Raw genomic sequence first — 20288 nt, 5'->3', positions numbered from 1 at the left:
TACGCATCATGCTGTCCAACGTAACTGTTACGAGCGCCGCCGAGAAGTTCATGCGTCGTATCGTGCGCTTTTCGGGCCTGCCGGCTGGCGCTGGCTTTCGTCTGGTGGTGAGCGCCGGCGGCTGTTCCGGCTATACCGCGAAATTCACCGCCGAGCCGGCGCTGCAACCAGGCGAACAGGAACTCGACATCAACGGCCTGCGCGTATTCCTGCCGGCTGAGAGCCGGCTAATGCTCGAAGGCATAACGATCGATTTCGCCGACACGCCAACCCAGTCCGGCCTGATCTTCTTCAATCCGAACCAGGCCGCTTGTGGTTGCAGCAGCAGTGCGGAGTCGGCGCCGCCGGGCGTGGCGACCATCGATGTCAGCGCGATTGGCCGCGGGCGGCCGCCGCTGCCGCGTCAGATCTCCTGAAGAGGAGCGATGGCGATGGAGTCCGGCGACCGTGCCCTCGACGACGCAATGACCGCGTTTGCGCAGAGCGCGATTGGCGGCGGCTTGCCGTCGGGCGTCAATGCGTTGATCGCCGAGGCGGGTCGGTTGCGCGAGCGCCCCGACGAGGCGCTCGCGCTGTTGCAACGCGCCCGCGCCGCCGCGCCGCGCCATCCGGTGCCGTTGATCGCGCTGTACCGCTTTTACTTCTACGGCCATCAATTGGCGCAGGCGCGTGCGATCGGCGAAGACGCGCTGGCGGTCGCCCGCACCGCGCTGGCCTCAGATTTCGGCGACGAACCGCTTGCGGCCGCGATCGTGACCACGCGTTATGACGCGGCCGCGCGTTTTTATCTGTTCACGCTGAAGGGCCTCGCGTACCTCAACATGCGTCTCGGCGACTTTGAAGAAGCGCGCATGCGACTGCGCGAATTGCGCCGGCTCGATCCCGAAGACCGGGTGGGGGGCGCGCTGCTTTCGCAAGTCTTGGCTCGTCATGAGACCGGCGTCGGGTCCGACGATGCAATGGATGTGCTGAGTGCGTATCCGACGCGCGGCTGGACGGGGACGCAACCATGAGCGTACAGATCGCGCGTGTACCAGGCGGCGACATTGCACCGCGTCGCTGGCAGGGCGGCCCGCTCGACTGCGCCGGCTGCGGGTATGTGCGGTTCCGCGAGTTGCCGGCGGAGCACGGTTGCGGGCCAGGTCACGCGTGCATGCAGGATGCGTACGCGCGCCGCATCGAGCGCTTCTTTCACTGGCACCCTGAACTGGCCAACGAGCAGCTTGCGCATCCGTACTTCGAGGTGCGGATTCGCGTGGCGCAGCGCCTGTCGTCTGCTGCATTGGTCGGCATGCGGGGCGATTCCGACTACGGGGTGCGCGAATGGGTGGCGCAGCGTCTGCCGCTCGCGCGGCTGCCGCAGATGATCGGCGACCCTGATCGCGGAGTCCGGATGCGGCTGGCCGAGCGTCTTGAGATGCCCGCGCTGCTGCGTATTGCCGACGACAGCGAGGCCGAGGTGCGCCGCATCGTCGCCGAGCGTCTGTCCGCGACGCTGCTATCGCGCCTCGCGTTCGATCGCGATTGGCGAGTGCGCTGGGAAGTCGCGCGGCGCGCCGCTGGCGAAATCGTGGCGTCGCTGGTGGATGACGCGGACGAAGAGGTGCGCGCGCTCGCGCGGCAGCGCCGGCCGTCGGGCGAGGTCGCGAACCTGATGACCACCGGACAGACGCAACGATCAGCAGGAGTGAAGCATGGCTGACATCAACCGCGACGACGACCTGCTCGAGGTCGCGTTTCCCCCGCGCTTCAACTACGGCGAGCGCGTGATCGCACGCGCGGTGATCCGCAACGACGGCACCTACAACGGCAAGGACATCGGCGAAGTGCTGGTGAACAAGCGCGAGATCGGCTACGTCACCAGCATCGACACCTTCCTTCAGCAGTTCTATATCTACGCGGTGGATTTCGTCGAGAGCGGCCACCGTGTCGGCATGCGCGCGAAAGAGCTATGCACGCTCGACAACCTGCCGGACGACGTGCTGCAAGGCTTGGGCGAGCGGGCCGAAGCGCTGCACAAGATCGGCACGCGGGTCCAGCCGGAAACGTGGCAACCGCAGGAGCCGTCAGCATGAGTATCGAACCGGTTCAGCCTGCTTATCAGTGGGGCATGCGCGTGATCGCGCTGGATGACCTGTGCAACGACGGCAGCTTTCCGGAGCGCGGCCAGGACGATTGTCTGGCCGAGGCGGGTACGGTCGGCGAAATCGTCAACGTCGGGCAGGTGGTTGAGAGCGGCGAGCCGGTGTATCTGGTGGAGTTCGGCCACTGTGTCGTCGGATGCACGGAGAATGAAATTGCGCCCGCACCCGCCGGCCTGCTACCCGAAGAAGGAGCCATGTCATGACGGTTCAGGCGAGCGCGCCAGAAGCGGCGCCGCCGCGCGACGGTTTGCGCGCGGGCCGCCCGTTCGACCTGACCCAGCGCCAGATCGAGCAAGCGTTGCGCGAGCGTACCCGCTACCGCTATGTGGTGCCGCGCGTGCTGCGCGATGGGCAGGGTTCCGTGTCGAGAGCCCGTGCTGCTCCCGCAATGTCGACGCGAATGGCGGGCTGATCGACATAGCCTGGCTCACGCGCGATGAAGACGGTATGTGGCACCTGAGTGCGCGCGATCATGCGTCGCACCGATGGATGCCCCAGCATGAGAGCACCGGTCTGACCGAGCTGCTGGACACGCTGTGCATCGATCGCGAATGCGTGTTCTGGCCGTGAAGCAAACTAACGGAGCCGGGGCGATGATCTATCTCGACCACAACGCGACCATGCCGCCAGCCTCCGCCGTGGCGCAGGCGATGCTGTCCATCCTGACGGACGCGTGGGGCAACGCGTCGTCGCAGCATGCCGTCGGGCAGCAGGCGAAGGGCGCGCTCGCTGCGGCCCGCGCGACGATCGCGCGAGCGCTCGGTTGCAAGCCCGCAGAGTTGATCTTCACCAGCGGCGCCATCGAAGCCAATCACCTGGCCGTGTGCGGGCTGCACGCGGCGGCGTCGGGGGGGCGGCACCGTGGCGTATTCAGCGCGATCGAACATGCAGCGCACCTGAAGCTGGCGCGTGCGCTGGCTGCACGCGCCGTCGCGGTCGACTACATCGCCGTGCGGCCCGACGGGACGCTGGACCTCGACAGTGCCGCCGCGCTGATTGGACCTGACGTCGGGGTGGAATCGCTGATGGCGGCCAACAACGAGACGGGCGTATTGATGCCGGTCGCCGAAGTACGCGATCTCGTGCATTCGGCCGGCGCGCGCCTCCATCTCGATGCGCCGCAGTTCATCGGCAGGCTGCCGTTCCATTTCGCGCAGAGCGGGATCGATGCGGTGTCGCTGTCGGCGCACAAGCTGCGCGGGCCGAAGGGCATCGGTACGCTGCTCGTGCGCCACGGCGTGACGCTGGTGCCGCAGGTACAGGGCAGCCAGGAACGGCATCGACGCGGCGGCACCGAGAACCTGCCGGCCATCGCCGGCTTTGCAGCGGCGCTCGAGCGTATCAGCGACGTAGCGAGCGAAGCGGCGCGCGTGGCCGCGCTGCGTGACGCAGTGGAGCAGGGGCTGCGGTGCGCACTGCCGGCCATCAACGTGTTTTCGGCGCAGGCATCGCGTCTGCCCGGCACCAGCTACCTGCGTTTCGGCGAGGTTCCCGCCGAGGTCGTTTTGCAGCGCATCGAGCTGCTGGGCGTTGCCGCGTCGTCAGGCTCGGCATGCTCGTCTGGCGGCAGCGAGCCGTCGCACGTCCTTGTCGCGATGGATGTGCCGCGCGATGAGGCGCTGGCGGCGGTGCGGCTGTCGCTCGCGAAACCACTACGGCGCAGGACATTGAGTACGTGCTCGCCTATCTGCCGCCGTTGCTTCGTCCACTGCTGGAGGAAGCAGCGCATCCCGCTTGAACCTGGTTTGAACCTGTCATCAATCGCCGGAGTCCGCAACCATGAAAGTCATGATCCGCAAGGACAGCAAGGGCGCGCTGAGCGCCTATGTGCCAAAGAAGGACCTGGAGGAGCCCATTGTCGCGATGGCGCAGCCCGGGATGTGGGGCGGTCTCGTCACGCTCGCAAACGGCTGGCAACTCGAATTGCCCCCGATGGCCGACGATACGCCACTGCCCATCACGGTCGAAGCGCGACGCATTGCTGGCGTGGAGGAGTGAGATGAGCCTGAACGCCGAGCAATTGGACTTCGCGGCGGACCTGCTCCGCACGGCACCGACGCTACGCGACGCCGCCACGCAATGGCACGAACGTTATCCCGAGGTGCGCACAATGCATGTCAGCGCAACGGTGATGCGCGACGAGACAGCAGCGCTCCGGTTCGGTGCGCGCAGTGTCTATTTCGCGATGTCGGCCGGGCATTGCAGGTTCATCACGCAGCGGCCTGAAGAGGCCGATGCGTTGATCCTGACCGAGGACGAGGCGCATGGAAATCGATGAGATCGCGCTGAGCGAACCGGCTTGCGCGGCGCGCGAGATCGATCTCGTCAACGCGGTGCTGCAATCCTCGCGGTGGAGCGACGGGCCGATGCTTGATTCGTTCGAGCGCGCGTTTGCGGGCTGGGTTGGCCGGGAGCATGCGGTCGCGGTCGCGAGCGGCACGCTCGCCACCTGGATTGCGTTGCGCGCGACGGGGATCGGCCCGGGAGACGAGGTGGTCTGCGCGTCGCACACCTGGCATCAGGTGGCGCAGGCGATCACGCTGGCGGGAGCCATGCCGGTGTTCGCCGACATCGACTACTGGAGCGGTTGTCTGAGCGCCGAAAAAGCCGCGCAGAAGATCGGCCCTCGCACGCGCGCGATCCTCGCCGGCAATACCAACGGTCACCCGGCCGCGTGGGCGCTGCTGCGCGAACTGGCCGACGCGCAGCGCTTGCGGCTGATCGAAGACAGTACCGAGGCGTTGGGCTCCCGCTACCGGGGCCGCAACGTCGGCAGTTTCGGCGACGTATCAGTGTTCGACTTCTCCAGCCCGTCCGCGCTGTGCACAGGAGCGGGCGGCATGCTCGTCACCGACGATGACGAACTCGTCCATGAACTGCGCTATCTGCGCGAGCGGCGCGTCACGGACCGCGCGTCCGTCTCGGTCGGCTCGCGGGTGCCGCTGCAGGCGGGCATCAGTGATCTGACCGCCGCGCTCGGTCTCGCGCAACTGGCCGAACTCGACACGCGCCTCGCGCAGCGAAAGCAGGTCGAGACCTGGTATCACGAAGAGATGCAAAGCTTCGAAGGGATCAAGCCGGCCTACGTGGCCGAGGACGTCGAAGAAGTGCACTGGATGCTCTATGTTGTGCATTTGGGCAAGCGTTTTACGCAGAGAGCGCGCGCTCAGATGATCGACGACATGAAATCTTGCGGCATTGAGACGGTGGCCTACAGCCATCCGCTGCATCAGCAGTTCCACTACATGAACGCGGGCGATGCGATCGGCCGCAAGAGCGGCCTGTTGCCCGACACTGAGCGCATCGGCGATCGCGCGCTGGCGCTGCCGCTGCACACACTACTCGACACCGACCAGGTCAAGTACATCGTCAAGACGCTGAAAGACACCGCGACCAACGTGGGCGCCGGCGCTGCCATTTATCTGTGAGGCGCACTCCATGACCGTTTCAGTCCAGACCATCGCCGAACGCCTGTGTGCGGGCGGCGTCATTCCGTACCTGGGACCGGCGCTGCTCGCGCTGTGCCCCGATACGGCCGCCCCTGCCACGCCGCTCGCACTCGCCGAAATCATCACGGCCAAGGTCAGCGTGCAGCACAAGATCCGCACCCGGCTGACCCGGGCGGCGCAGTTCATCGAAAACTTCAAGCATCGCAAGTCGCTGGTGAGCGTCATGAATGAGGCCTTCGCCATGACGTCGACGCCGTCGGCACTGCATTGCGCGTTGGCGGCGATCGGCGCCGGGCTGGTTGTCGACAGCTGGTACGACGACACCTTCGCCTGCGCGCTGGCGCAGGCGCGGCCGCAGGGCGGCTGGGCGCAGTTGCAGGGGCTGTCGCAGGCCGAGCATTTCGGCCATTGGTTCGCGGCCTATAGCGCAGACGGCGCGTTGCTGGATGCCGTGCCGGCCTCGGGCGCGCTGCTCTACAAGCCGATTGGCGGCCATGCGCCGGCCTCTAACTACCTAGTCTCTGACAGCGACTTCGTGGAAGTCATGACCGAGATCGATATCCAGACGCCCATTCCGCCCGCCGTGCAGGCGTGGCGCCGCGGTCGAAGTTTTTTGTTTCTGGGCTGCCGTTTCGACGACCAGCTCACACGCAGCTTCGCGCGCCAGATCATGAAGCGCTCCTCCGACATGCACTGGGCCGTGCTGCCCGACGAACCGACGCGTATGGAGGCGCGCTTTCTCGAAGAGCAGGGCATCACGTGCATCGCGATGCCGCTGGGCGGGTTCGCCGAAGCGTTGGTGGATGCCTTGCAACCCGCACTGGCCGCGTGAAGCGTGGCCGCTAGCCAGCGTTCTTCATCCGTAGCCTTCTATCAAGATCGCCATCATGACCACACTGACCGTACTGCCTTCGGGCAAGACCTACGACGTTGCCGTCGGCGCGACCCTGCTGCAGGCACTGCTCGCCGTAGGCGAGAGCATCGAGCACAAGTGCAACGGCAAGGCCGACTGCGGATCGTGCCGCCTGTTCGTACAAGAAGGGCGCAAGAGCCTGCCGAAGATCCAGCGGCTCGAAAATGACAAGCTCGATACGCTCGTCGGCATCGGCTCCAAGTCGCGCCTCGCCTGTCAAGTCGTGCTGGCCGAAGAGCCGGTGACCATCGAACTGCTGACTTCGTCTGAGCGGCGAGATGACCGCGGTCGAATCGCTGGTGGTCGACGTGGCCATCGTCGGCGCGGGTCTATGCGGCGTCGCGCTGGCGCGCGCACTGCACGCTCAGGACGTTTCCGTCGTTGTCATCGAAGCGCGCGAGCGCGTGGGCGGCCGTGCTGACGCAACATTGCTAAGCCACCGGTCAGACGCTGGGTCTAGGTCCGGCCTGGTTCTGGCCTGATGCCGAGCCGCGCATCGGCGCGCTGCTCGACGAACTCGAACTGGGTATGCCGAGCGTGCGGCAGCACGACCCCGGCGATGCACTTTGGCTCACCGACCCGAACCGCGAACCGCAGCGCCGCGAGGGGCCGCTTGAGACGCATGCCGGGGCGCGCCGCATCGCAGGCGGGACGGCGCGTCTGGTCGATACGCAGGCTGCCGCGCTTCCGGCAGCCTGCGTGCGGACCAGCAGCGCGTTGCTGATGCTGCGTGACCGCCGGGCGGTACTCGCGTTGCTGCAGCGGCTGGGGGCGGAGCATGTCAGGTTCGATCCGCTGCTGCCCGCGATGCTTGCTGACGCGCTCGCGGCCACACCGATCCTGCTGAGCGCGGAGCTGGCGTTCAACAACACGTCGTGCGCGTTGTCAGAACTTCCCTGACGAGCACCAGCCTGACGCGGCGCTGCTACGTGCGATCGCGCTCGAATTGAACTCGCGTCTCGTGCATGCCTGTCCGGACATCGATCCTGCGGCGGTGCCGGTACGACCCGCAGCGCCGCTATCGAAACCAGCGCGCGGCTGACGATCATCGAGCAGGCCGGCACGGCCGCGATGTTCCTGACCGAAGGCGTGGATCCGGGTAGCGTCGAGATACGGGCAGATGCCCTTCGCGCGTTCCGGCAGGCAGTCGGTGGTGGCCTGTTCCAGCGTGCCGGCCACATGACGACGGTGAGTCTGAGTGCCATCGGGTAGGCGCCCCTCGAAGTTCACATGCATCGACAGCGCGATTCCCCGTTCGGCTTAGCGCAGCAGCTTGCAGCGCTCGGCCGGCGAATAGTTGCTGAGGTGCCCTTCGCGGGCCGCCTGACGCCGCGCGAAGGAGATGATCGCGCGGCTCTTGCCGGGCGAGGCCGGCGCGCTGACCTGCTTGTCCAGCGCGGTGCCGCCGCATTGCGGGCAGACGGGCGTGTGGCCGGCGCGCACCAGCGTTTCGAATGCGTGGCCGCAGGCCGCGCAGCGGTAGTCGTACAGGGGCATGGTGATCCGATCTCCGTTTCAGGTGGATGGGGCGCAGCGGATCGCGCGTTGGTGCGAGCTGTGTTCTGTCATTGCGGCGCAGTCTTCGAGCAGCATGTCCGGGGCCGGTGCGTGCGCGCCGAGCCCGATCCAGGTGTACACCAGGGCCGCGTTGGAGCCGACCATGCGGCGCTCGTCGCATTGCATCAGCGACCGGCGGAACAGCAGCGGCTCGGCCAGCAACAGCGCCAGCGCTACATTGGCGTCGACCGTTTCCGGCACCACTTCACTCGACTTGATGCGCGGTGCCGCGCGTTTGAACCACTCGCTGATCGGCCGCGGCGCCATGAAGGCCCTGTAGCGCGCGGCGGTCCAAGGCCAGCTCAGTAGGTTGCACACGTCGAGCGTGTAGCCGGCCATGCGCAGCAGGGCTTTCTGGCGCGCATTGCCGGAGCAGCCGGGTTTTTGTAGATGGTGATGTGGGCCCATTGCCGGGGTTCTCAGGTTTGACGCAGCAGTTGCAGGCAGTCGAGGCTGGCCGCCATGTCGATGGCAGTGAAGTCGTCCTGGTAATGCACAGCCGGATCGGCGCCCAGTCCGAGCAGCGTGCGCACTTAACAACGGAACGGAACACTCACTGCGCTCGCTAGAACTTCATCCCAACGCCTGGCCCCAGTACTAGCGGGTCGATGTCCAGTGGGCCCAACGAACTGCCGCCGACCGAGGCATCCGTGTGCATTCAGATCTTCTTGATATCCGCGTTGAGAAAGACGGTCTTCGTGATCTGCACGTCGGCGCCAGCATGCACCGCCGGACCGAAGCTGCCGCGTGACACCTCGGGTGCCTTCTGGGCCCGCGCTCGGGCCGTCGTTGTAGAAGTACGTGTAGTTGACCCCCGCGCCGACATACGGTCGGATCATGCCAGCATGGTTGAGGTGATATTGCAGCAGTGTCGGTGGTAGCACGTTCACGCCACCCAGATCGCAAAGACCAGACGTCACGTGTTGCCGCGAGGTACCGAGAATCAGCTCGACGCCGATCGCGTCGCGGATCATATAGATCAGGTTCAACTCTGGCACGAGTGCGTTATTGACACCCATGCCGAGCGACGACAACGTGCCGCTCGCGTGTACTTCCGGCTCGATCGAGATGGCACGCAAACGCACGAGTAAGTCACCGGCGTGGGTCCCGTCCGCCGGCACCGCGCCTGCCATCGTGCTTCCGTTCGCGCTTACGTCATTCGCGTATGCCCGTACTTCGGACAAACCGGTAGCGCACAGGCTTGCCACGATCATCACGGCGTTAATCATGTGCTTCATCGCTTTGCCCTTGTTGACGTATGCGGGGAATTGTCGACGCGCAAATCAGGGTGGCCCTTGCGCAGGATCAACCGGTCCCGAGCCCGAAGTCAAGATGCGACATCGGGTGACGCGTCGGAATGTCGAGATAGCGGGAGCCTTGAGGCCGGACTATTGGCCTTCACCCGCATCGTCCGGTACCCAGCCGGCTGCCGGTCGAACGCGGAATTGTCCTATCGCCTGACGATGCGTTGCGTCGGGAGGTGATCATGACGCTCATGTGCGGCGTGCCGTTGAATTTCGCGGCGATCTCGCTAGCGCATCAGATCGACTTCGTCCGCTATTTCTCAAGTGAGCTTACTGCCCTGGAACCATATCGGGAGGCGGGACTGGTGAGCATCGATGGAAACGGCATCTCGATTGCCCCAAAAGGCCGGTTCTTCGTGCGTGCGGTGGCCATGGTGTTCGACGGTTATCTGGAGCGACCCTCGAGCGCGTCCTGGTCAAAACTGATCTAGCGGCACGACCGCCGGTGGCTGGCGCAAACAACGCGACGGACCGTGTTCGTCGAACTCCGAAATAGCAACGCCAGGGTGCGTATTCGCTGATCCGGATCAGATTGTCCCGCGCATCGAGAATGCTGCGAGCGTTGCATTACCCGCAAACCGCACCGTCAGCAAGGTGTTCCCCTGTTCACACGGACGCCGTAAAGTCTGTCCTTCGTTCCGCGCCACGTGCCCCGTTACGACCCTCGATTGCCAGATCGAGGCCATCCCTTGCAGCCTGGCTCTGCTTCAGTTCAGCCATGAAGACATGGGCAATCGCCTGATTTTGCCCGCGCACTGCGTCAGTGCACCGCACCCGGCCGCTTCGTTCATCCTTGATCGGCATCAATCACAAAGCTGGCCGGTTGTTGGACCATGACGCTGCGAGTGTGATGCCGCATGCGTCAAGCCAGCTTCAGGTCAAAAGTGCCACAATCCGGACTTAACCACTATGACAGACAGAAAAGCCTTAAGGAAACGGGCGATAGCCATCGTCACAACATTGAGCGCCTCTCTATCGGGATGCGATCTGACTGTGCTTGATCCAAAAGGGAGCGTGGGCGCGGCCGAGAAGTCGCTGATCGCCACCGCCACGTGGGCGATGCTGATCGTCGTGATCCCGGTGATCCTGCTGACGTTGTTCTTCGCGTGGCGCTACCGTGCGTCGGACCGTCACGCGGTCTATGCGCCCAAATGGGCGCACTCGACGGCGATCGAGATCGCCGTCTGGACGATCCCCACCCTGATCATCCTGTACCTCGGTATCCTGACGTGGCGCACCACGCATGAGCTCGACCCGTACCGGCCGCTGCAGTCGAGCGTCAAGCCGATCGATGTCGAGGTGGTCGCGCTCGACTGGAAGTGGCTCTTCATCTACCCGGACCTCGGCATTGCGTCGGTGAACCAGCTCGCCGTGCCAGTCGATACGCCGGTGAATTTCCGGATCACGTCGGACTCGGTGATGAACTCATTCTTCATCCCGCAGCTCGGCACCCAGGTGTATGCAATGGTCGGCATGCAGACCCGTCTGCACCTGATTGCGGATGCACCGGGACATTTCGAAGGCATGTCCGCCAACTTCAGCGGCAAGGGATTCGCCGACATGAAATTCCGCACGCTCGCGACGAGCCCCACCGACTTCGACGCATGGGTGCGGAAGGTCAAGGCTTCGCCGGAACGCCTGAGCATGGACGAATACGCCGAAGTCGCGAAGCCGAGCGAGAAGCAGTCGGTACGCTACTTCTCATCGATCGACCAGCACCTGTTCCGTAACATCGTTGCCCGATACAACAACGGCAACGTCACGGCCTTCCGCGATGCCGCATGTCGTACACAGACCACGGAGTAAGCCATGTTTGGAAAACTCACGCCCGGCGCGATTCCGTTCGATCAGCCGATCATCATGGGCGCGGCCGCGTTCATGGCGCTCATCGTGCTGGCGGTCATCGCCACGCTCACGAAGCTCTGCCGCTGGAAGTGGCTCTGGACCGAGTGGCTGACAAGCGTCGATCACAAGAAGATCGGCATCATGTACATCATCGTCGCGGTGCTGATGCTCATGCGCGGTTTTGTCGACGCCGTAATGATGCGGCTTCAGCTCGCGATCGCGTTTCACGGCCCCGGTTACTTGCCGCCGCACCACTACGACCAGATATTCACCGCGCACGGTGTCATCATGATTTTCTTCATGGCTATGGCGCTGATGGTCGGCCTCTTCAATCTTGTCGTGCCGCTGCAGATCGGCGCGCGCGACGTCGCCTTCCCGTTCCTGAATTCGCTGAGCTTCTGGATGACGGCGATCAGCGCGATCCTGATCAATCTGTCGCTCGTGATCGGCGAGTTCGCGCAGGTCGGCTGGCTCGCGTATCCACCGCTGTCGGAGCTGCAGTTCAGTCCCGGCGTCGGGGTCGACTACTACATCTGGAGTCTGCAGCTCTCCGGCGTCGGTACGCTGATTACCGCGATCAACTTCTTCGTGACGATCGTCAAGCTGCGCGCGCCCGGCATGACGCTGATGAAGATGCCGGTGTTCACGTGGACCGCGCTGTGCTCGAACGTGCTGATCATGGCAACGTTCCCGATCCTAACCGTGACGCTCGCACTGCTCGGCCTCGACCGCTACGCAGGCATGCACTTTTTCACAAACGAGCTCGGCGGCAACGCGATGGTGTACCTGAACCTGATCTGGGCGTGGGGCCACCCGGAGGTGTACATCCTCGTGCTGCCCGCGTTCGGCATCTACTCGGAAGTGATCGCGACCTTCGCGAAGAAACCGCTGTTTGGCTACAGAACGATGGTCTACGCGTCGTGCGCGATCACGGTGCTCGCATTCCTCGTGTGGGCGCACCACTTCTTCACGATGGGTTCCGGCGCGGACGTCAACGCGTTCTTCGGCATTATGACGATGGTCATCGCGATCCCCACCGGCGTGAAAATCTTCAACTGGCTGTTCACGATGTACCGCGGTCGCATCGAGTTCACCGCACCCGTGCTGTGGACGATCGGCTTCATGGTCACGTTCACGATCGGCGGCATGACGGGCGTGATGATGGCGATCCCGGGCGTGGACTTCGTGCTGCACAACAGCCTGTTCCTGATCGCGCACTTTCACAACGCGATCATAGGCGGCGTCGTGTTCGGCTATCTCGCAGGCTTCCATTACTGGTTCCCGAAGGCGTTCGGCTTCAAGCTTAACGAGAAGCTCGGCAAGCGGGCGTTCTGGTGCTGGTTCGTCGGCTTCTACGTGTCGTTCGTGCCGCTCTACGTGCTCGGCTTCATGGGCATGACCCGGCGCCTGAATCACTACGACAATCCGACCTGGCATCCCTGGCTGTTCGTCGCGGCATGCGGCGTGGTGCTGATCGCACTCGGTGTCGTGCACCAGATCGCCCAGGTCGTCGTGAGCGTGATCCATCGCAACGAGCCGGAATACGGCGACCTGACGGGCGACCCGTGGAACGGCCGCACGCTCGAATGGGCCACCGCGTCGCCGCCCGCTGTCTACAACTTCGCGCGCATACCGGTCGTCCACCAGCTCGACGCGTTCGCGCACATGAAGGAGAGCGGCGCAGCAAATACCGCACTGGCGCATTACGAGGACATCCACCTACCGTCGAACACCGCGGACGGGTTCCTGATCGGCGCATTCAGCCTCGTGCTCGGCTTTGCCGGCGTCTGGCACATCACGTGGCTCGCCGTGCTGGCCTTCGTCGCGATCGTCGCCGCGCTGATCGCGCGTAGCTTCCGCGACGACCATGGCTACGTGATTCCGGCCTCGCGCGTGCGCGAAATCGAAGCACGACGCGGCAGCGCACCCACCCCGGCCGACCTTGAATTGCCCGAATCTGCGGAGACCTAACCCATGACGCAATCTGCATTACTCGTCCATCACGGCAGGTCAAGCGCTGACCACGGCCCAACGCCCACCGTGTTCGGCTTCTGGCTGTACCTGATGACCGACTGCATGCTGTTCGCGTCGCTGTTCGCCGTGTTCGCCGTGATGGCGCATCAGTTCGCGGGTGGCGCGTCCGGACGGGACCTGTTCGACATCCCGGGTGTCGCACTTGAAACCGGCGCGCTGCTGCTGAGCAGCACCACCTACGGCTTCGCGGTGCTCGGCGCGCAGCGCCAGGGGCGTGGTGCCGTGATCGGCTGGCTCCTCGTGACGTTCGTGCTTGGCGCGCTGTTCCTCGCGTTCGAGCTGCGCGAGTTCTCGCACCTGGTCGCCAACGGTGCTGGGCCCAGTCGCAGCGCCTTCCTGTCGTCGTTCTTCACGCTGGTTGGCACCCACGGCCTGCACGTGACAGCCGGCCTCGTCTGGATGGCCGTGCTCGTCGTGCAGGTCGTCCGCTCGCCTGAACTGTCCGGTCGCGACCTCACGAGTCTGACATGCCTGAGCCTCTTCTGGCACTTCCTCGACATCGTGTGGATCTGCGTGTTTTCGTTTGTCTATCTCGGGAGCATGCTCTAAATGGTCCATTCACACTCGGCGTCCACGACCGCCTTGCGTGGTGACGTCGCCGGTTATATCACCGGTTTCGTGCTCGCCGTGCTGCTGACGGCTGGCTCATTCTCGATCGTCGCGCAACGGTTGCTGCCGGCCGGCTCCGCGATTATGGCGCTCGCGTTGCTGGCGTTCGTGCAGATCGTCGTGCAACTGGTGACGTTCCTGCATCTCGACCTGTCGCGCGGCCAGCGCTGGAACGTGCTGGCGTTATGCTACACCGCGCTCGCCGCGCTGTTCCTGATCTTCGGCACGATCTGGGTGATGCACAATGTCAGCATGAACATGATGTCGCGCTGACTCCCCACCAGCGCGAAACGGTCTGGTCACATCATCGCGGACACGGCATGCAGCCGTCGACCGCGTGCGTAGTGTTGTGCTGCACCGTTCTACCGGTCTTTCTTCATGAACAGCCCGAATCACCCTGTTCCCGCCAATGAGCCATTGCCCCATCGCAAGGCCATCCGCTCGTGGCTGACACCGTTCGCCGAACGCCGCACCGCCTACGCGCTTCTGCTGCTCGTGTTCGACTACGTTTTACTATTGTGTGCGCTCGCCGCGAGCGTGTTCGCACACGGGTTCGTGCTGAAGACCGTATTCGGATGCATGGCGGGCTTCGTCATCGGACGGCTCTTCGTCATCGGTCACGACGCATGTCATGAGAGCCTGACCCGGCACCGCACGCTCAACCGCTGGTTGGGCCGGATCGCCTTCCTGCCGTCGCTCACGCCGTACAGCCTGTGGCAAGTGGGTCACAACGCGGTGCATCACGGCTACACGAACCTGAAAGGCGTCGATTTTGTGTGGGCACCGCTGACGATCCAGGAATATCGCGCCTTGAGTGGGCCACGGCGCGCACTGGAACGTATCTATCGCAGCGGCTGGGCGCCTGGTCTCTACTACATGATCGAAATTTGGTGGACGAAGATGTTTTTCCCGTCGTGTGCCGCAATGCCGACGCGGCGCCCGGTATTCTTCTGTGACTGCACGCTGGTATCGGTGTTCGCACTGCTATGGATCGGCGCGCTCGCGTGGATCGCTCGCGCGACGCAGCGGGGGGTGATCCCGTCAATCGCATGCGGGTTCGGGGTGCCGTTGCTGTTCTGGTGCGCGATGGTGGGTTTCGTCGTGTACGCGCACCACACGCCTCCGCAAATCCGCTGGTACGACGATCGCGCGAAATGGGGGCGTTCGGATCCGTTCGTATCCACGACGGTGCACTTGACCTTTCGCTGGCGTTTTGGCGCGCTGTTTCATCACATCATGGAGCACACCGCGCATCACGTCGACATGAGTCTCCCTCTATACGGGCTCGTCGGTGCTCAACGAATGCTCGAAGCGATGCTTCCGGAACGGATCGTCGTGCAGCGGTTTTCGTGGCGTCGGTACTTCGACACCGCACGAGGCTGCAAACTATACGATTTTTCGACTGATCAGTGGACCGATTTCGCTGGTCGCGCGACGCACGTCCCTCTTAAGACTCGCTAACAAAGCCTGTCATCCGAAAGCAAGGGGTATAGTTTGACGTTGGATGACAAGACAAAAGAATCGGCGAAGAGTTATGGCCAACGCTCGAAGCCTTGCTGCCAGAGCGACGGGTATCCCCCCGGGGCCGACGCCCGCGTGTTGATGAACGCGCTGCTGCATTGAATGGCATCCTGTTCGTGCTGTTCACCGGCATACCGTGGGAAGACTTGCCGCCGGAGATGGACTTCGGTAGCGGTATGACCTGCTCGCGAAGGTTGCGGGAATGGCAGGACTATGGCGTGCGGGCTCGCCTGCATGCGGCGATGCTGGCGCGGTCGCGAGGAAACACGCGTTGGCCATTCATCTTGCGATCTCCTGTCGACGATGCCGGCCGTACCGGGTTCGCTGCCGATGGCTCGTCGACCGATGGCTCACATCTCAGAGGAGGACCGGTGCTGTGGTGATACGTTGCGTGCCCGTTCCTTCCATCTGTCGGGCCGTGCGCAGCAGTTGCAGCCCGAGGTCGGCTGCCATGTCGAGCGCGCTGCGGCCATCCGGTGCGCACAGTTCTGCGTTCGCCCCATGCGCAAGCAGCATCTGCAGGACGTCGAGGCGACCGCTCGCGGCTGCCTGCATCAGGCATGTGATGTCGTCGTCGTTCACATGGTCGATCGGCGCGCCGGCGTCGATCAGCCGCAGGATCGTCGCGGGGCCGCCGTGCAGGCACGCGAACCAGAGCGCATGGTTGCCGTCGTCATCGAGCGCGTCGGCGCGTGCGCCGAGTGCGAGCAACGCCTCGACCACCGCGTCCTCGCCATGCTGCGCGGCGCGCATCAACGGGGTTTCGCCGTTCACGCAGCGCGAATGCAGATCAGGGAAGCCGTGGTACGCCAGCCAAGTGGAAAGTGCGACGGGCACGATCGTTTCGAGTTGTGCATCGGCGTTCCGGACAACGCGCGAGGCCAGGCGTTCGCGGAGGACGAAAGCAGTGTCGGTGTGCATGATCATGGTCGCGTTCGGGTGCAAGGGAACATCGGTTGGCGCAGCCGCGCGGGTGGCAGCTGTCGGGACCCGCGCCTCAGACGGGCCGGTTCTCGTTGGGGTTGCGCACCGGCCCCATCAATTCAAGTCCTTCGCTGTAGGTGATCGTGTCGAAGGTCACGTCGAACTTGATGGCCGCGTCCGCTACCGCATCCAGCTTGCCGCCTGAGTCCTTTTTCTTCAATTCGTTCTTCTCGAGGTACAGCAGTTCGAGCATCTCGTTGTAGACGGTGGACTCGAGAATCGGCAGCACATAGAACATCGCGCCCTTGTACGGCACCTGATATCGCTTGCTCAGGTCGATGTTGTCGCAAAACAGAAAGTACTTGCCATCCGCCGAGAGCGTGTCGCTGAGCACCTCGGCCACGTCCTTCAGATGCTCGAAGCTCAACAGATACCCGGCGAAGAACGGCAAATGCTTATGGCCGATCGTCGCGCATGCCATCACCTGATCGCAGGTCAGCTCCGGCGGCCGCGCTTCGTCGGCGAGCTTTGTGGCAAACCGCAGCGCAAGTTCGCCGCGGAAGCCGACCCGGTCGAACATGTTCGTCAGCCCCTTGAGAACGGGGTTGAGCAGACGGCCTTCATGTTCGAGACGGGCGAACGCGGTGTCGTCGATCTCCTTGTGCGCGAGCGTTTCGGTCATCACAGATCCTTGGGTTAAACAGCGTTGAAGAGGGATTCACGTCTGCGTATTGCGCATCCGGTCGGCGATTTTGAAAAAGGCCTGCATCAGGTCATCGCGTAGCACCGGATCGACACCCGTCTCGTCGAACGCGGCGCGCATGCAAGCTAGCCACGCATCCCGTTCGGCGGTGCCGATCGCGAATGCGGCATGACGCATGCGCAGCCGTGGTTGGCCGCGCTGTGCCGAGTACCGTTTGTCGGCGCCGAGCCATTCGCACAGATACAGCACCAGCACGGCCTTCGTCGAAGACAGGTCCGGGTGATGCATCGCGCGAATGCGCTGCGCGTCGGCCCGCGTATCCATGTGCTGATAGAACGCATCGACCAGGCGGATGACGGCGGTCTCGCCGCCTAGACGGTCGAAGTGCGTCTCGCGCGGCACGGGTCGCGAAGGTTGGGTGGCTGGTGTGTCCATGGCGCGATCAATGCAATAACCGAACCAGGCCGCAACCCGGCGATTGTCCGGCTGCACGCAGGCCAATACGACAGAAATCGCACGACAAACGCGCCCGAATGGTTTCATTGGCGACGAAGTTCGCGTGGTTTGTCGCGAAATCGACAAGACAGAAGAGGAGTCCGCAAAAGTCCCGAGCCAACCGCCAGCGCGGCGGGGCGGACGCGCCGCAGTACCGCTGGTGACGTGGCACAGAAGCTGCATTTGGAGTCCAGCGCGGACACAGGTCCGGCCGACGCGTGACTCGATATAAGAAGACCCATACAGGCACGACAGGCTGACATGGTCGCGGTTACGCAACCCTGGTTTCAACCCTTCTTCCTGAATGGAGAAATGCAATGTCTAAACTTCGGCAAATCGCTTTCTACGGTAAAGGCGGTATCGGCAAGTCGACCACCTCGCAGAACACCCTGGCAGCCCTGACTGAACTCGGGCAGAAGATCCTGATCGTCGGCTGCGATCCCAAGGCGGACTCTACCCGCCTGATCCTGCATGCAAAGGCGCAGGACACCATCCTGTCGCTAGCGGCCGAAGCCGGCTCGGTGGAGGACCTCGAACTCGAGGACGTGATGAAGATCGGTTATCGCAACATCCGTTGCGTGGAGTCCGGCGGTCCGGAACCGGGCGTGGGCTGCGCGGGCCGTGGCGTCATCACGTCGATCAACTTCCTCGAAGAAAACGGCGCCTATGACGGCGTGGACTACGTGTCGTACGACGTGCTCGGCGACGTGGTGTGCGGCGGTTTCGCAATGCCGATTCGTGAGAACAAGGCGCAGGAAATATACATTGTGATGTCCGGCGAAATGATGGCCATGTATGCGGCCAACAACATTTCAAAGGGCATTCTGAAGTACGCGAACAGCGGCGGTGTGCGGATCGGCGGGCTCGTGTGCAACGAGCGTCAGACCGACAAGGAACTCGAACTCGCCGAAGCGCTGGCGAAGATGCTCGGTTCGAAGCTGATCCACTTCGTACCGCGCGATAACATTGTGCAGCACGCCGAGCTGCGCCGCATGACGGTGATCGAGTTCGCGCCCGAATCCAAACAGGCGGAAGAGTATCGCCAGCTCGCCACCAAGGTGCACAACAACGCGGGCACCGGCACGATCCCGACGCCGATCACGATGGATCAACTGGAAGACCTGTTAATGGAGCACGGAATCATGACGTCCATCGACGAATCGCAAGTCGGCAAGCCTGCAGCGGAACTGACCGCCTAAGCGAGCGCCGCTGCGCTCGGCCCGGTGTTCTTCTTCACGCGATGAACCGGGCCGTGCCGGCTACCCGCTGCCAGGCTTGATACTCACCCTATGGAGCATTCTCATGAGCGTCACTGTTGAAGAGCGCAAGGCCGCGAACAAGGCCCTGATCGATGAAGTGCTGAAGGCCTATCCGGAGAAGATGGCCAAACGGCGGGCCAAGCATTTGGGCACCTTCGAGGACGGCAAGCCCGACTGTGGCGTGAAATCAAACATCAAGTCATTGCCGGGCGTGATGACGATTCGCGGTTGCGCGTACGCCGGCTCGAAGGGCGTGGTCTGGGGGCCCATCAAGGACATGATCCACATCAGTCATGGTCCGGTCGGTTGCGGCCAGTACTCGTGGGCCGCGCGTCGCAACTACTACATCGGCACTACCGGTATCGACACCTTCGTGACGATGCAGTTCACGTCGGACTTCCAGGAAAAGGACATCGTCTTCGGCGGCGACAAGAAGCTCGACAAGATCATCGACGAGATTCAGCAACTGTTTCCGCTGAACAAGGGCATCTCGATCCAGAGTGAATGTCCGATCGGCCTGATTGGCGACGACATCGAGGCCGTCTCGAAGAAGAAGAGTGCGCACTATGAAGGGCACACCATTTTGCCGGTGCGCTGCGAAGGTTTTCGCGGCGTCAGCCAGTCGCTGGGCCACCATCTGGCTAACGATGCGATTAGAGACTGGATATTCGACAAGGCCGATCCGGACAAGCGGCCCGAATTTGTTTCGACGCCTTATGATGTTGCGATCATCGGCGATTACAACATCGGCGGCGATGCCTGGTCGAGCCGGATTCTGCTCGAAGAGATCGGCCTGCGCGTGATCGCGCAATGGTCGGGCGACGGCTCGATCGCCGAGCTCGAGAATACGCCCAAGGCCAAGCTCAATTTGCTGCATTGCTACCGCTCGATGAACTATATCAGCCGGCACATGGAAGAGAAGTACTGCATTCCTTGGACGGAATACAACTTCTTCGGCCCGTCGATGATCGAGAAGAGCCTGCGCGAGATCGCCAGCCACTTCGATGACAGCATCAAAGCCAACACGGAGAGGGTGATCGCCAAGTATCGTCCCCTGGTCGATGCGGTGAACGCGAAGTTCAGAGCGCGCCTGCAGGATAAGACCGTGATGCTGTTCGTTGGCGGCCTGCGTCCGCGCCACGTGATCGGCGCCTACGAAGACCTCGGCATGAACGTGGTCGGCACCGGCTACGAATTCGGCCACAACGACGACTATCAGCGCACCACGCACTACGTGAAGGACGGCACACTGATTTACGACGACGTGACCGGCTACGAGTTTGAGAGGTTCGTCGAACAGGTCCAGCCCGATCTGGTCGGCTCCGGCATCAAGGAAAAGTACGTGTTCCAGAAGATGGGCGTGCCGTTTCGCCAGATGCACAGCTGGGACTATTCCGGTCCATATCACGGCTACGATGGCTACGCCATTTTCGCGCGCGACATGGACATGGCCATTTCCAGCCCGGTGTGGGGGCTCGCCAAGGCGCCCTGGAAGAAAAACGCCTAAGCACCGATCACCGGACTGATCACC

Annotated in this window: 26 protein-coding genes and 5 pseudogenes; 24 read left to right on the top strand and 7 right to left on the bottom strand. The window is 63.4% G+C overall.

The annotated features are described in order from the left end of the window. The first annotated feature begins 8 nt into the window (after positions 1-8). The 15 genes and pseudogenes from B0G80_RS06745 (at position 9) to B0G80_RS06680 (ending at position 7406) form a co-directional block, all read left to right on the top strand. On the top strand, positions 9-416 hold the full coding sequence (locus tag B0G80_RS06745) for an iron-sulfur cluster assembly accessory protein (RefSeq protein WP_116117469.1): 408 nt from the start codon (positions 9-11) through the stop codon (positions 414-416). A gap of 15 nt (positions 417-431) precedes the next feature. Further along, the gene (locus B0G80_RS06740) at positions 432-1013 is read left to right on the top strand and encodes a hypothetical protein (RefSeq protein WP_116117468.1); all 582 of its coding nucleotides are present in this window, start codon (positions 432-434) and stop codon (positions 1011-1013) included. Continuing rightward, positions 1010-1702: a 4Fe4S-binding leucine-rich repeat protein gene (locus B0G80_RS06735; RefSeq protein ID WP_116117467.1), complete on the top strand. Its 693-nt coding sequence runs from the start codon at positions 1010-1012 to the stop codon at positions 1700-1702. The genes B0G80_RS06740 and B0G80_RS06735 overlap by 4 nt, the downstream gene beginning before the upstream one ends. Continuing rightward, the gene (locus tag B0G80_RS06730; RefSeq protein ID WP_116117466.1) at positions 1695-2075 is read left to right on the top strand and encodes a nitrogen fixation protein NifZ; all 381 of its coding nucleotides are present in this window, start codon (positions 1695-1697) and stop codon (positions 2073-2075) included. The genes B0G80_RS06735 and B0G80_RS06730 overlap by 8 nt, the downstream gene beginning before the upstream one ends. Beyond that, positions 2072-2347, top strand: a complete 276-nt coding sequence (locus B0G80_RS06725; RefSeq protein WP_116117465.1) for a nitrogen fixation protein NifZ — start codon at positions 2072-2074, stop codon at positions 2345-2347. The genes B0G80_RS06730 and B0G80_RS06725 overlap by 4 nt, the downstream gene beginning before the upstream one ends. Continuing rightward, positions 2344-2556, top strand: coding sequence for a hypothetical protein (locus B0G80_RS47765; protein ID WP_309568741.1), 213 nt, complete (start codon positions 2344-2346; stop codon positions 2554-2556). The genes B0G80_RS06725 and B0G80_RS47765 overlap by 4 nt, the downstream gene beginning before the upstream one ends. 35 nt (positions 2557-2591) lie before the next feature. After that, complete coding sequence (locus tag B0G80_RS47760) at positions 2592-2714, top strand: hypothetical protein (protein WP_309568740.1); 123 nt, start codon at positions 2592-2594, stop codon at positions 2712-2714. Positions 2715-2737: 23 nt separating this feature from the next. Next, a pseudogene (locus B0G80_RS06715) lies at positions 2738-3882 on the top strand (cysteine desulfurase family protein). 41 nt (positions 3883-3923) lie between these two features. Beyond that, positions 3924-4142, top strand: a complete 219-nt coding sequence (nifT, locus tag B0G80_RS06710; protein ID WP_116117464.1) for a putative nitrogen fixation protein NifT — start codon at positions 3924-3926, stop codon at positions 4140-4142. 1 nt (position 4143) lies between these two features. Then, positions 4144-4422, top strand: a complete 279-nt coding sequence (locus B0G80_RS06705; protein WP_116117463.1) for a hypothetical protein — start codon at positions 4144-4146, stop codon at positions 4420-4422. After that, the gene (locus B0G80_RS06700; protein ID WP_116117462.1) at positions 4409-5572 is read left to right on the top strand and encodes a DegT/DnrJ/EryC1/StrS aminotransferase family protein; all 1164 of its coding nucleotides are present in this window, start codon (positions 4409-4411) and stop codon (positions 5570-5572) included. Before B0G80_RS06705 ends, B0G80_RS06700 begins: the two co-directional genes overlap by 14 nt. Before the next feature lie 10 nt (positions 5573-5582). Next, positions 5583-6425: an SIR2 family protein gene (locus B0G80_RS06695; protein WP_116117461.1), complete on the top strand. Its 843-nt coding sequence runs from the start codon at positions 5583-5585 to the stop codon at positions 6423-6425. 55 nt (positions 6426-6480) lie between these two features. Next, a pseudogene (locus B0G80_RS06690) lies at positions 6481-6768 on the top strand (2Fe-2S iron-sulfur cluster-binding protein); the annotation flags it as partial. Between the two features lie 16 nt (positions 6769-6784). Next, positions 6785-6988: an FAD-dependent oxidoreductase gene (locus tag B0G80_RS47985; protein ID WP_116117460.1), complete on the top strand. Its 204-nt coding sequence runs from the start codon at positions 6785-6787 to the stop codon at positions 6986-6988. Positions 6989-7034: 46 nt separating this feature from the next. Next, positions 7035-7406, top strand: coding sequence for a hypothetical protein (locus tag B0G80_RS06680; protein WP_116117459.1), 372 nt, complete (start codon positions 7035-7037; stop codon positions 7404-7406). Here the strand turns inward: B0G80_RS06680 and B0G80_RS06675 are convergent. The 4 genes and pseudogenes from B0G80_RS06675 to B0G80_RS06660 all read right to left on the bottom strand — a co-directional run bounded on the left by B0G80_RS06675 (position 7392) and on the right by B0G80_RS06660 (position 9301). Then, a complete protein-coding gene (locus tag B0G80_RS06675) occupies positions 7392-7742 on the bottom strand; it encodes a hypothetical protein (RefSeq protein WP_147309835.1) in 351 nt (116 codons plus the stop codon). The two genes, B0G80_RS06680 and B0G80_RS06675, sit on opposite strands and share 15 nt — an antisense overlap. A 24-nt stretch (positions 7743-7766) precedes the next feature. Further along, positions 7767-8003, bottom strand: coding sequence for a zinc ribbon domain-containing protein (locus tag B0G80_RS06670; protein ID WP_105512117.1), 237 nt, complete (start codon positions 8001-8003; stop codon positions 7767-7769). An 18-nt stretch (positions 8004-8021) separates the two neighbouring features. Next, positions 8022-8471 (bottom strand): hypothetical protein, encoded by a 450-nt coding sequence (locus B0G80_RS06665; RefSeq protein ID WP_116117457.1) that lies wholly within the window; start codon positions 8469-8471, stop codon positions 8022-8024. 157 nt (positions 8472-8628) lie between these two features. Next, positions 8629-9301 (bottom strand): annotated as a pseudogene (locus tag B0G80_RS06660) (OmpW/AlkL family protein). A 185-nt stretch (positions 9302-9486) separates the two neighbouring features. Between B0G80_RS06660 and B0G80_RS06655 the strand changes: the two are divergent. The 7 genes and pseudogenes from B0G80_RS06655 to B0G80_RS46695 all read left to right on the top strand — a co-directional run. Further along, positions 9487-9798 (top strand): annotated as a pseudogene (locus B0G80_RS06655) (oxygen-independent coproporphyrinogen III oxidase); the annotation flags it as partial. A gap of 478 nt (positions 9799-10276) precedes the next feature. After that, on the top strand, positions 10277-11173 hold the full coding sequence (gene cyoA / locus B0G80_RS06650) for a ubiquinol oxidase subunit II (protein ID WP_116117456.1): 897 nt from the start codon (positions 10277-10279) through the stop codon (positions 11171-11173). A 3-nt stretch (positions 11174-11176) separates the two neighbouring features. Further along, positions 11177-13183: a cytochrome o ubiquinol oxidase subunit I gene (cyoB, locus tag B0G80_RS06645; RefSeq protein ID WP_116117455.1), complete on the top strand. Its 2007-nt coding sequence runs from the start codon at positions 11177-11179 to the stop codon at positions 13181-13183. Positions 13184-13186: 3 nt separating this feature from the next. Further along, positions 13187-13795 carry a cytochrome o ubiquinol oxidase subunit III gene (cyoC, locus tag B0G80_RS06640; protein ID WP_116117454.1) on the top strand — a complete coding sequence of 203 codons (609 nt, stop codon included), beginning with the start codon at positions 13187-13189 and terminating at the stop codon, positions 13793-13795. Beyond that, positions 13796-14128: a cytochrome o ubiquinol oxidase subunit IV gene (gene cyoD / locus B0G80_RS06635; RefSeq protein WP_116117453.1), complete on the top strand. Its 333-nt coding sequence runs from the start codon at positions 13796-13798 to the stop codon at positions 14126-14128. Positions 14129-14233: 105 nt separating this feature from the next. Further along, complete coding sequence (locus tag B0G80_RS06630) at positions 14234-15316, top strand: fatty acid desaturase (protein ID WP_258878842.1); 1083 nt, start codon at positions 14234-14236, stop codon at positions 15314-15316. A 59-nt stretch (positions 15317-15375) separates the two neighbouring features. Next, positions 15376-15636: pseudogene (locus B0G80_RS46695) on the top strand (transposase); the annotation flags it as partial. 97 nt (positions 15637-15733) lie between these two features. On the opposite strand, the gene B0G80_RS06620 reads toward B0G80_RS46695, so the two are convergent. The 3 genes from B0G80_RS06620 to B0G80_RS06610 all read right to left on the bottom strand — a co-directional run bounded on the left by B0G80_RS06620 (position 15734) and on the right by B0G80_RS06610 (position 17438). After that, on the bottom strand, positions 15734-16297 hold the full coding sequence (locus B0G80_RS06620) for an ankyrin repeat domain-containing protein (protein ID WP_116119548.1): 564 nt from the start codon (positions 16295-16297) through the stop codon (positions 15734-15736). A gap of 76 nt (positions 16298-16373) precedes the next feature. Then, a complete protein-coding gene (locus B0G80_RS06615; RefSeq protein ID WP_116117450.1) occupies positions 16374-16982 on the bottom strand; it encodes a hypothetical protein in 609 nt (202 codons plus the stop codon). A 36-nt stretch (positions 16983-17018) separates the two neighbouring features. Then, complete coding sequence (locus tag B0G80_RS06610; RefSeq protein WP_116117449.1) at positions 17019-17438, bottom strand: group II truncated hemoglobin; 420 nt, start codon at positions 17436-17438, stop codon at positions 17019-17021. 377 nt (positions 17439-17815) lie between these two features. Between B0G80_RS06610 and nifH the strand changes: the two genes are divergently transcribed. Beyond that, the gene (gene nifH, locus B0G80_RS06605) at positions 17816-18697 is read left to right on the top strand and encodes a nitrogenase iron protein (RefSeq protein ID WP_116117448.1); all 882 of its coding nucleotides are present in this window, start codon (positions 17816-17818) and stop codon (positions 18695-18697) included. A 103-nt stretch (positions 18698-18800) separates the two neighbouring features. Beyond that, on the top strand, positions 18801-20264 hold the full coding sequence (gene nifD, locus B0G80_RS06600) for a nitrogenase molybdenum-iron protein alpha chain (RefSeq protein ID WP_116117447.1): 1464 nt from the start codon (positions 18801-18803) through the stop codon (positions 20262-20264). Positions 20265-20288: the final 24 nt, after the last annotated feature.

Origin of the sequence: Paraburkholderia sp. BL6669N2 (assembly GCF_003387275.1) — a bacterium.
GTDB lineage: Bacteria > Pseudomonadota > Gammaproteobacteria > Burkholderiales > Burkholderiaceae > Paraburkholderia.
Note: the sequence above shows the minus strand (reverse complement) of the source record. Positions and strands in the feature narration are given on the sequence as shown.

Excerpts from the sequence above, each read along its gene's own strand:
- B0G80_RS47765 (WP_309568741.1), top strand. The coding sequence starts at position 2,344 with ATGACGGTTCAGGCGAGCGCGCCAGAAGCGGCGCCGCCGCGCGACGGT.
- cyoB (WP_116117455.1), top strand. The coding sequence starts at position 11,177 with ATGTTTGGAAAACTCACGCCCGGCGCGATTCCGTTCGATCAGCCGATC.
- B0G80_RS06665 (WP_116117457.1), bottom strand. The coding sequence starts at position 8,471 with ATGGGCCCACATCACCATCTACAAAAACCCGGCTGCTCCGGCAATGCG.
- B0G80_RS06620 (WP_116119548.1), bottom strand. The coding sequence starts at position 16,297 with ATGCACACCGACACTGCTTTCGTCCTCCGCGAACGCCTGGCCTCGCGC.
- B0G80_RS47760 (WP_309568740.1), top strand. The coding sequence starts at position 2,592 with ATGTGGCACCTGAGTGCGCGCGATCATGCGTCGCACCGATGGATGCCC.
- B0G80_RS06745 (WP_116117469.1), top strand. The coding sequence starts at position 9 with ATGCTGTCCAACGTAACTGTTACGAGCGCCGCCGAGAAGTTCATGCGT.
- cyoA (WP_116117456.1), top strand. The coding sequence starts at position 10,277 with ATGACAGACAGAAAAGCCTTAAGGAAACGGGCGATAGCCATCGTCACA.
- nifD (WP_116117447.1), top strand. The coding sequence starts at position 18,801 with ATGAGCGTCACTGTTGAAGAGCGCAAGGCCGCGAACAAGGCCCTGATC.
- B0G80_RS06740 (WP_116117468.1), top strand. The coding sequence starts at position 432 with ATGGAGTCCGGCGACCGTGCCCTCGACGACGCAATGACCGCGTTTGCG.
- B0G80_RS06675 (WP_147309835.1), bottom strand. The coding sequence starts at position 7,742 with ATGCATGTGAACTTCGAGGGGCGCCTACCCGATGGCACTCAGACTCAC.
- B0G80_RS06695 (WP_116117461.1), top strand. The coding sequence starts at position 5,583 with ATGACCGTTTCAGTCCAGACCATCGCCGAACGCCTGTGTGCGGGCGGC.
- B0G80_RS47985 (WP_116117460.1), top strand. The coding sequence starts at position 6,785 with ATGACCGCGGTCGAATCGCTGGTGGTCGACGTGGCCATCGTCGGCGCG.
- B0G80_RS06705 (WP_116117463.1), top strand. The coding sequence starts at position 4,144 with ATGAGCCTGAACGCCGAGCAATTGGACTTCGCGGCGGACCTGCTCCGC.
- cyoD (WP_116117453.1), top strand. The coding sequence starts at position 13,796 with ATGGTCCATTCACACTCGGCGTCCACGACCGCCTTGCGTGGTGACGTC.
- nifT (WP_116117464.1), top strand. The coding sequence starts at position 3,924 with ATGAAAGTCATGATCCGCAAGGACAGCAAGGGCGCGCTGAGCGCCTAT.
- B0G80_RS06670 (WP_105512117.1), bottom strand. The coding sequence starts at position 8,003 with ATGCCCCTGTACGACTACCGCTGCGCGGCCTGCGGCCACGCATTCGAA.
- B0G80_RS06630 (WP_258878842.1), top strand. The coding sequence starts at position 14,234 with ATGAACAGCCCGAATCACCCTGTTCCCGCCAATGAGCCATTGCCCCAT.
- cyoC (WP_116117454.1), top strand. The coding sequence starts at position 13,187 with ATGACGCAATCTGCATTACTCGTCCATCACGGCAGGTCAAGCGCTGAC.
- nifH (WP_116117448.1), top strand. The coding sequence starts at position 17,816 with ATGTCTAAACTTCGGCAAATCGCTTTCTACGGTAAAGGCGGTATCGGC.
- B0G80_RS06730 (WP_116117466.1), top strand. The coding sequence starts at position 1,695 with ATGGCTGACATCAACCGCGACGACGACCTGCTCGAGGTCGCGTTTCCC.
- B0G80_RS06610 (WP_116117449.1), bottom strand. The coding sequence starts at position 17,438 with ATGGACACACCAGCCACCCAACCTTCGCGACCCGTGCCGCGCGAGACG.
- B0G80_RS06680 (WP_116117459.1), top strand. The coding sequence starts at position 7,035 with ATGCCGAGCGTGCGGCAGCACGACCCCGGCGATGCACTTTGGCTCACC.
- B0G80_RS06615 (WP_116117450.1), bottom strand. The coding sequence starts at position 16,982 with ATGACCGAAACGCTCGCGCACAAGGAGATCGACGACACCGCGTTCGCC.
- B0G80_RS06700 (WP_116117462.1), top strand. The coding sequence starts at position 4,409 with ATGGAAATCGATGAGATCGCGCTGAGCGAACCGGCTTGCGCGGCGCGC.
- B0G80_RS06725 (WP_116117465.1), top strand. The coding sequence starts at position 2,072 with ATGAGTATCGAACCGGTTCAGCCTGCTTATCAGTGGGGCATGCGCGTG.
- B0G80_RS06735 (WP_116117467.1), top strand. The coding sequence starts at position 1,010 with ATGAGCGTACAGATCGCGCGTGTACCAGGCGGCGACATTGCACCGCGT.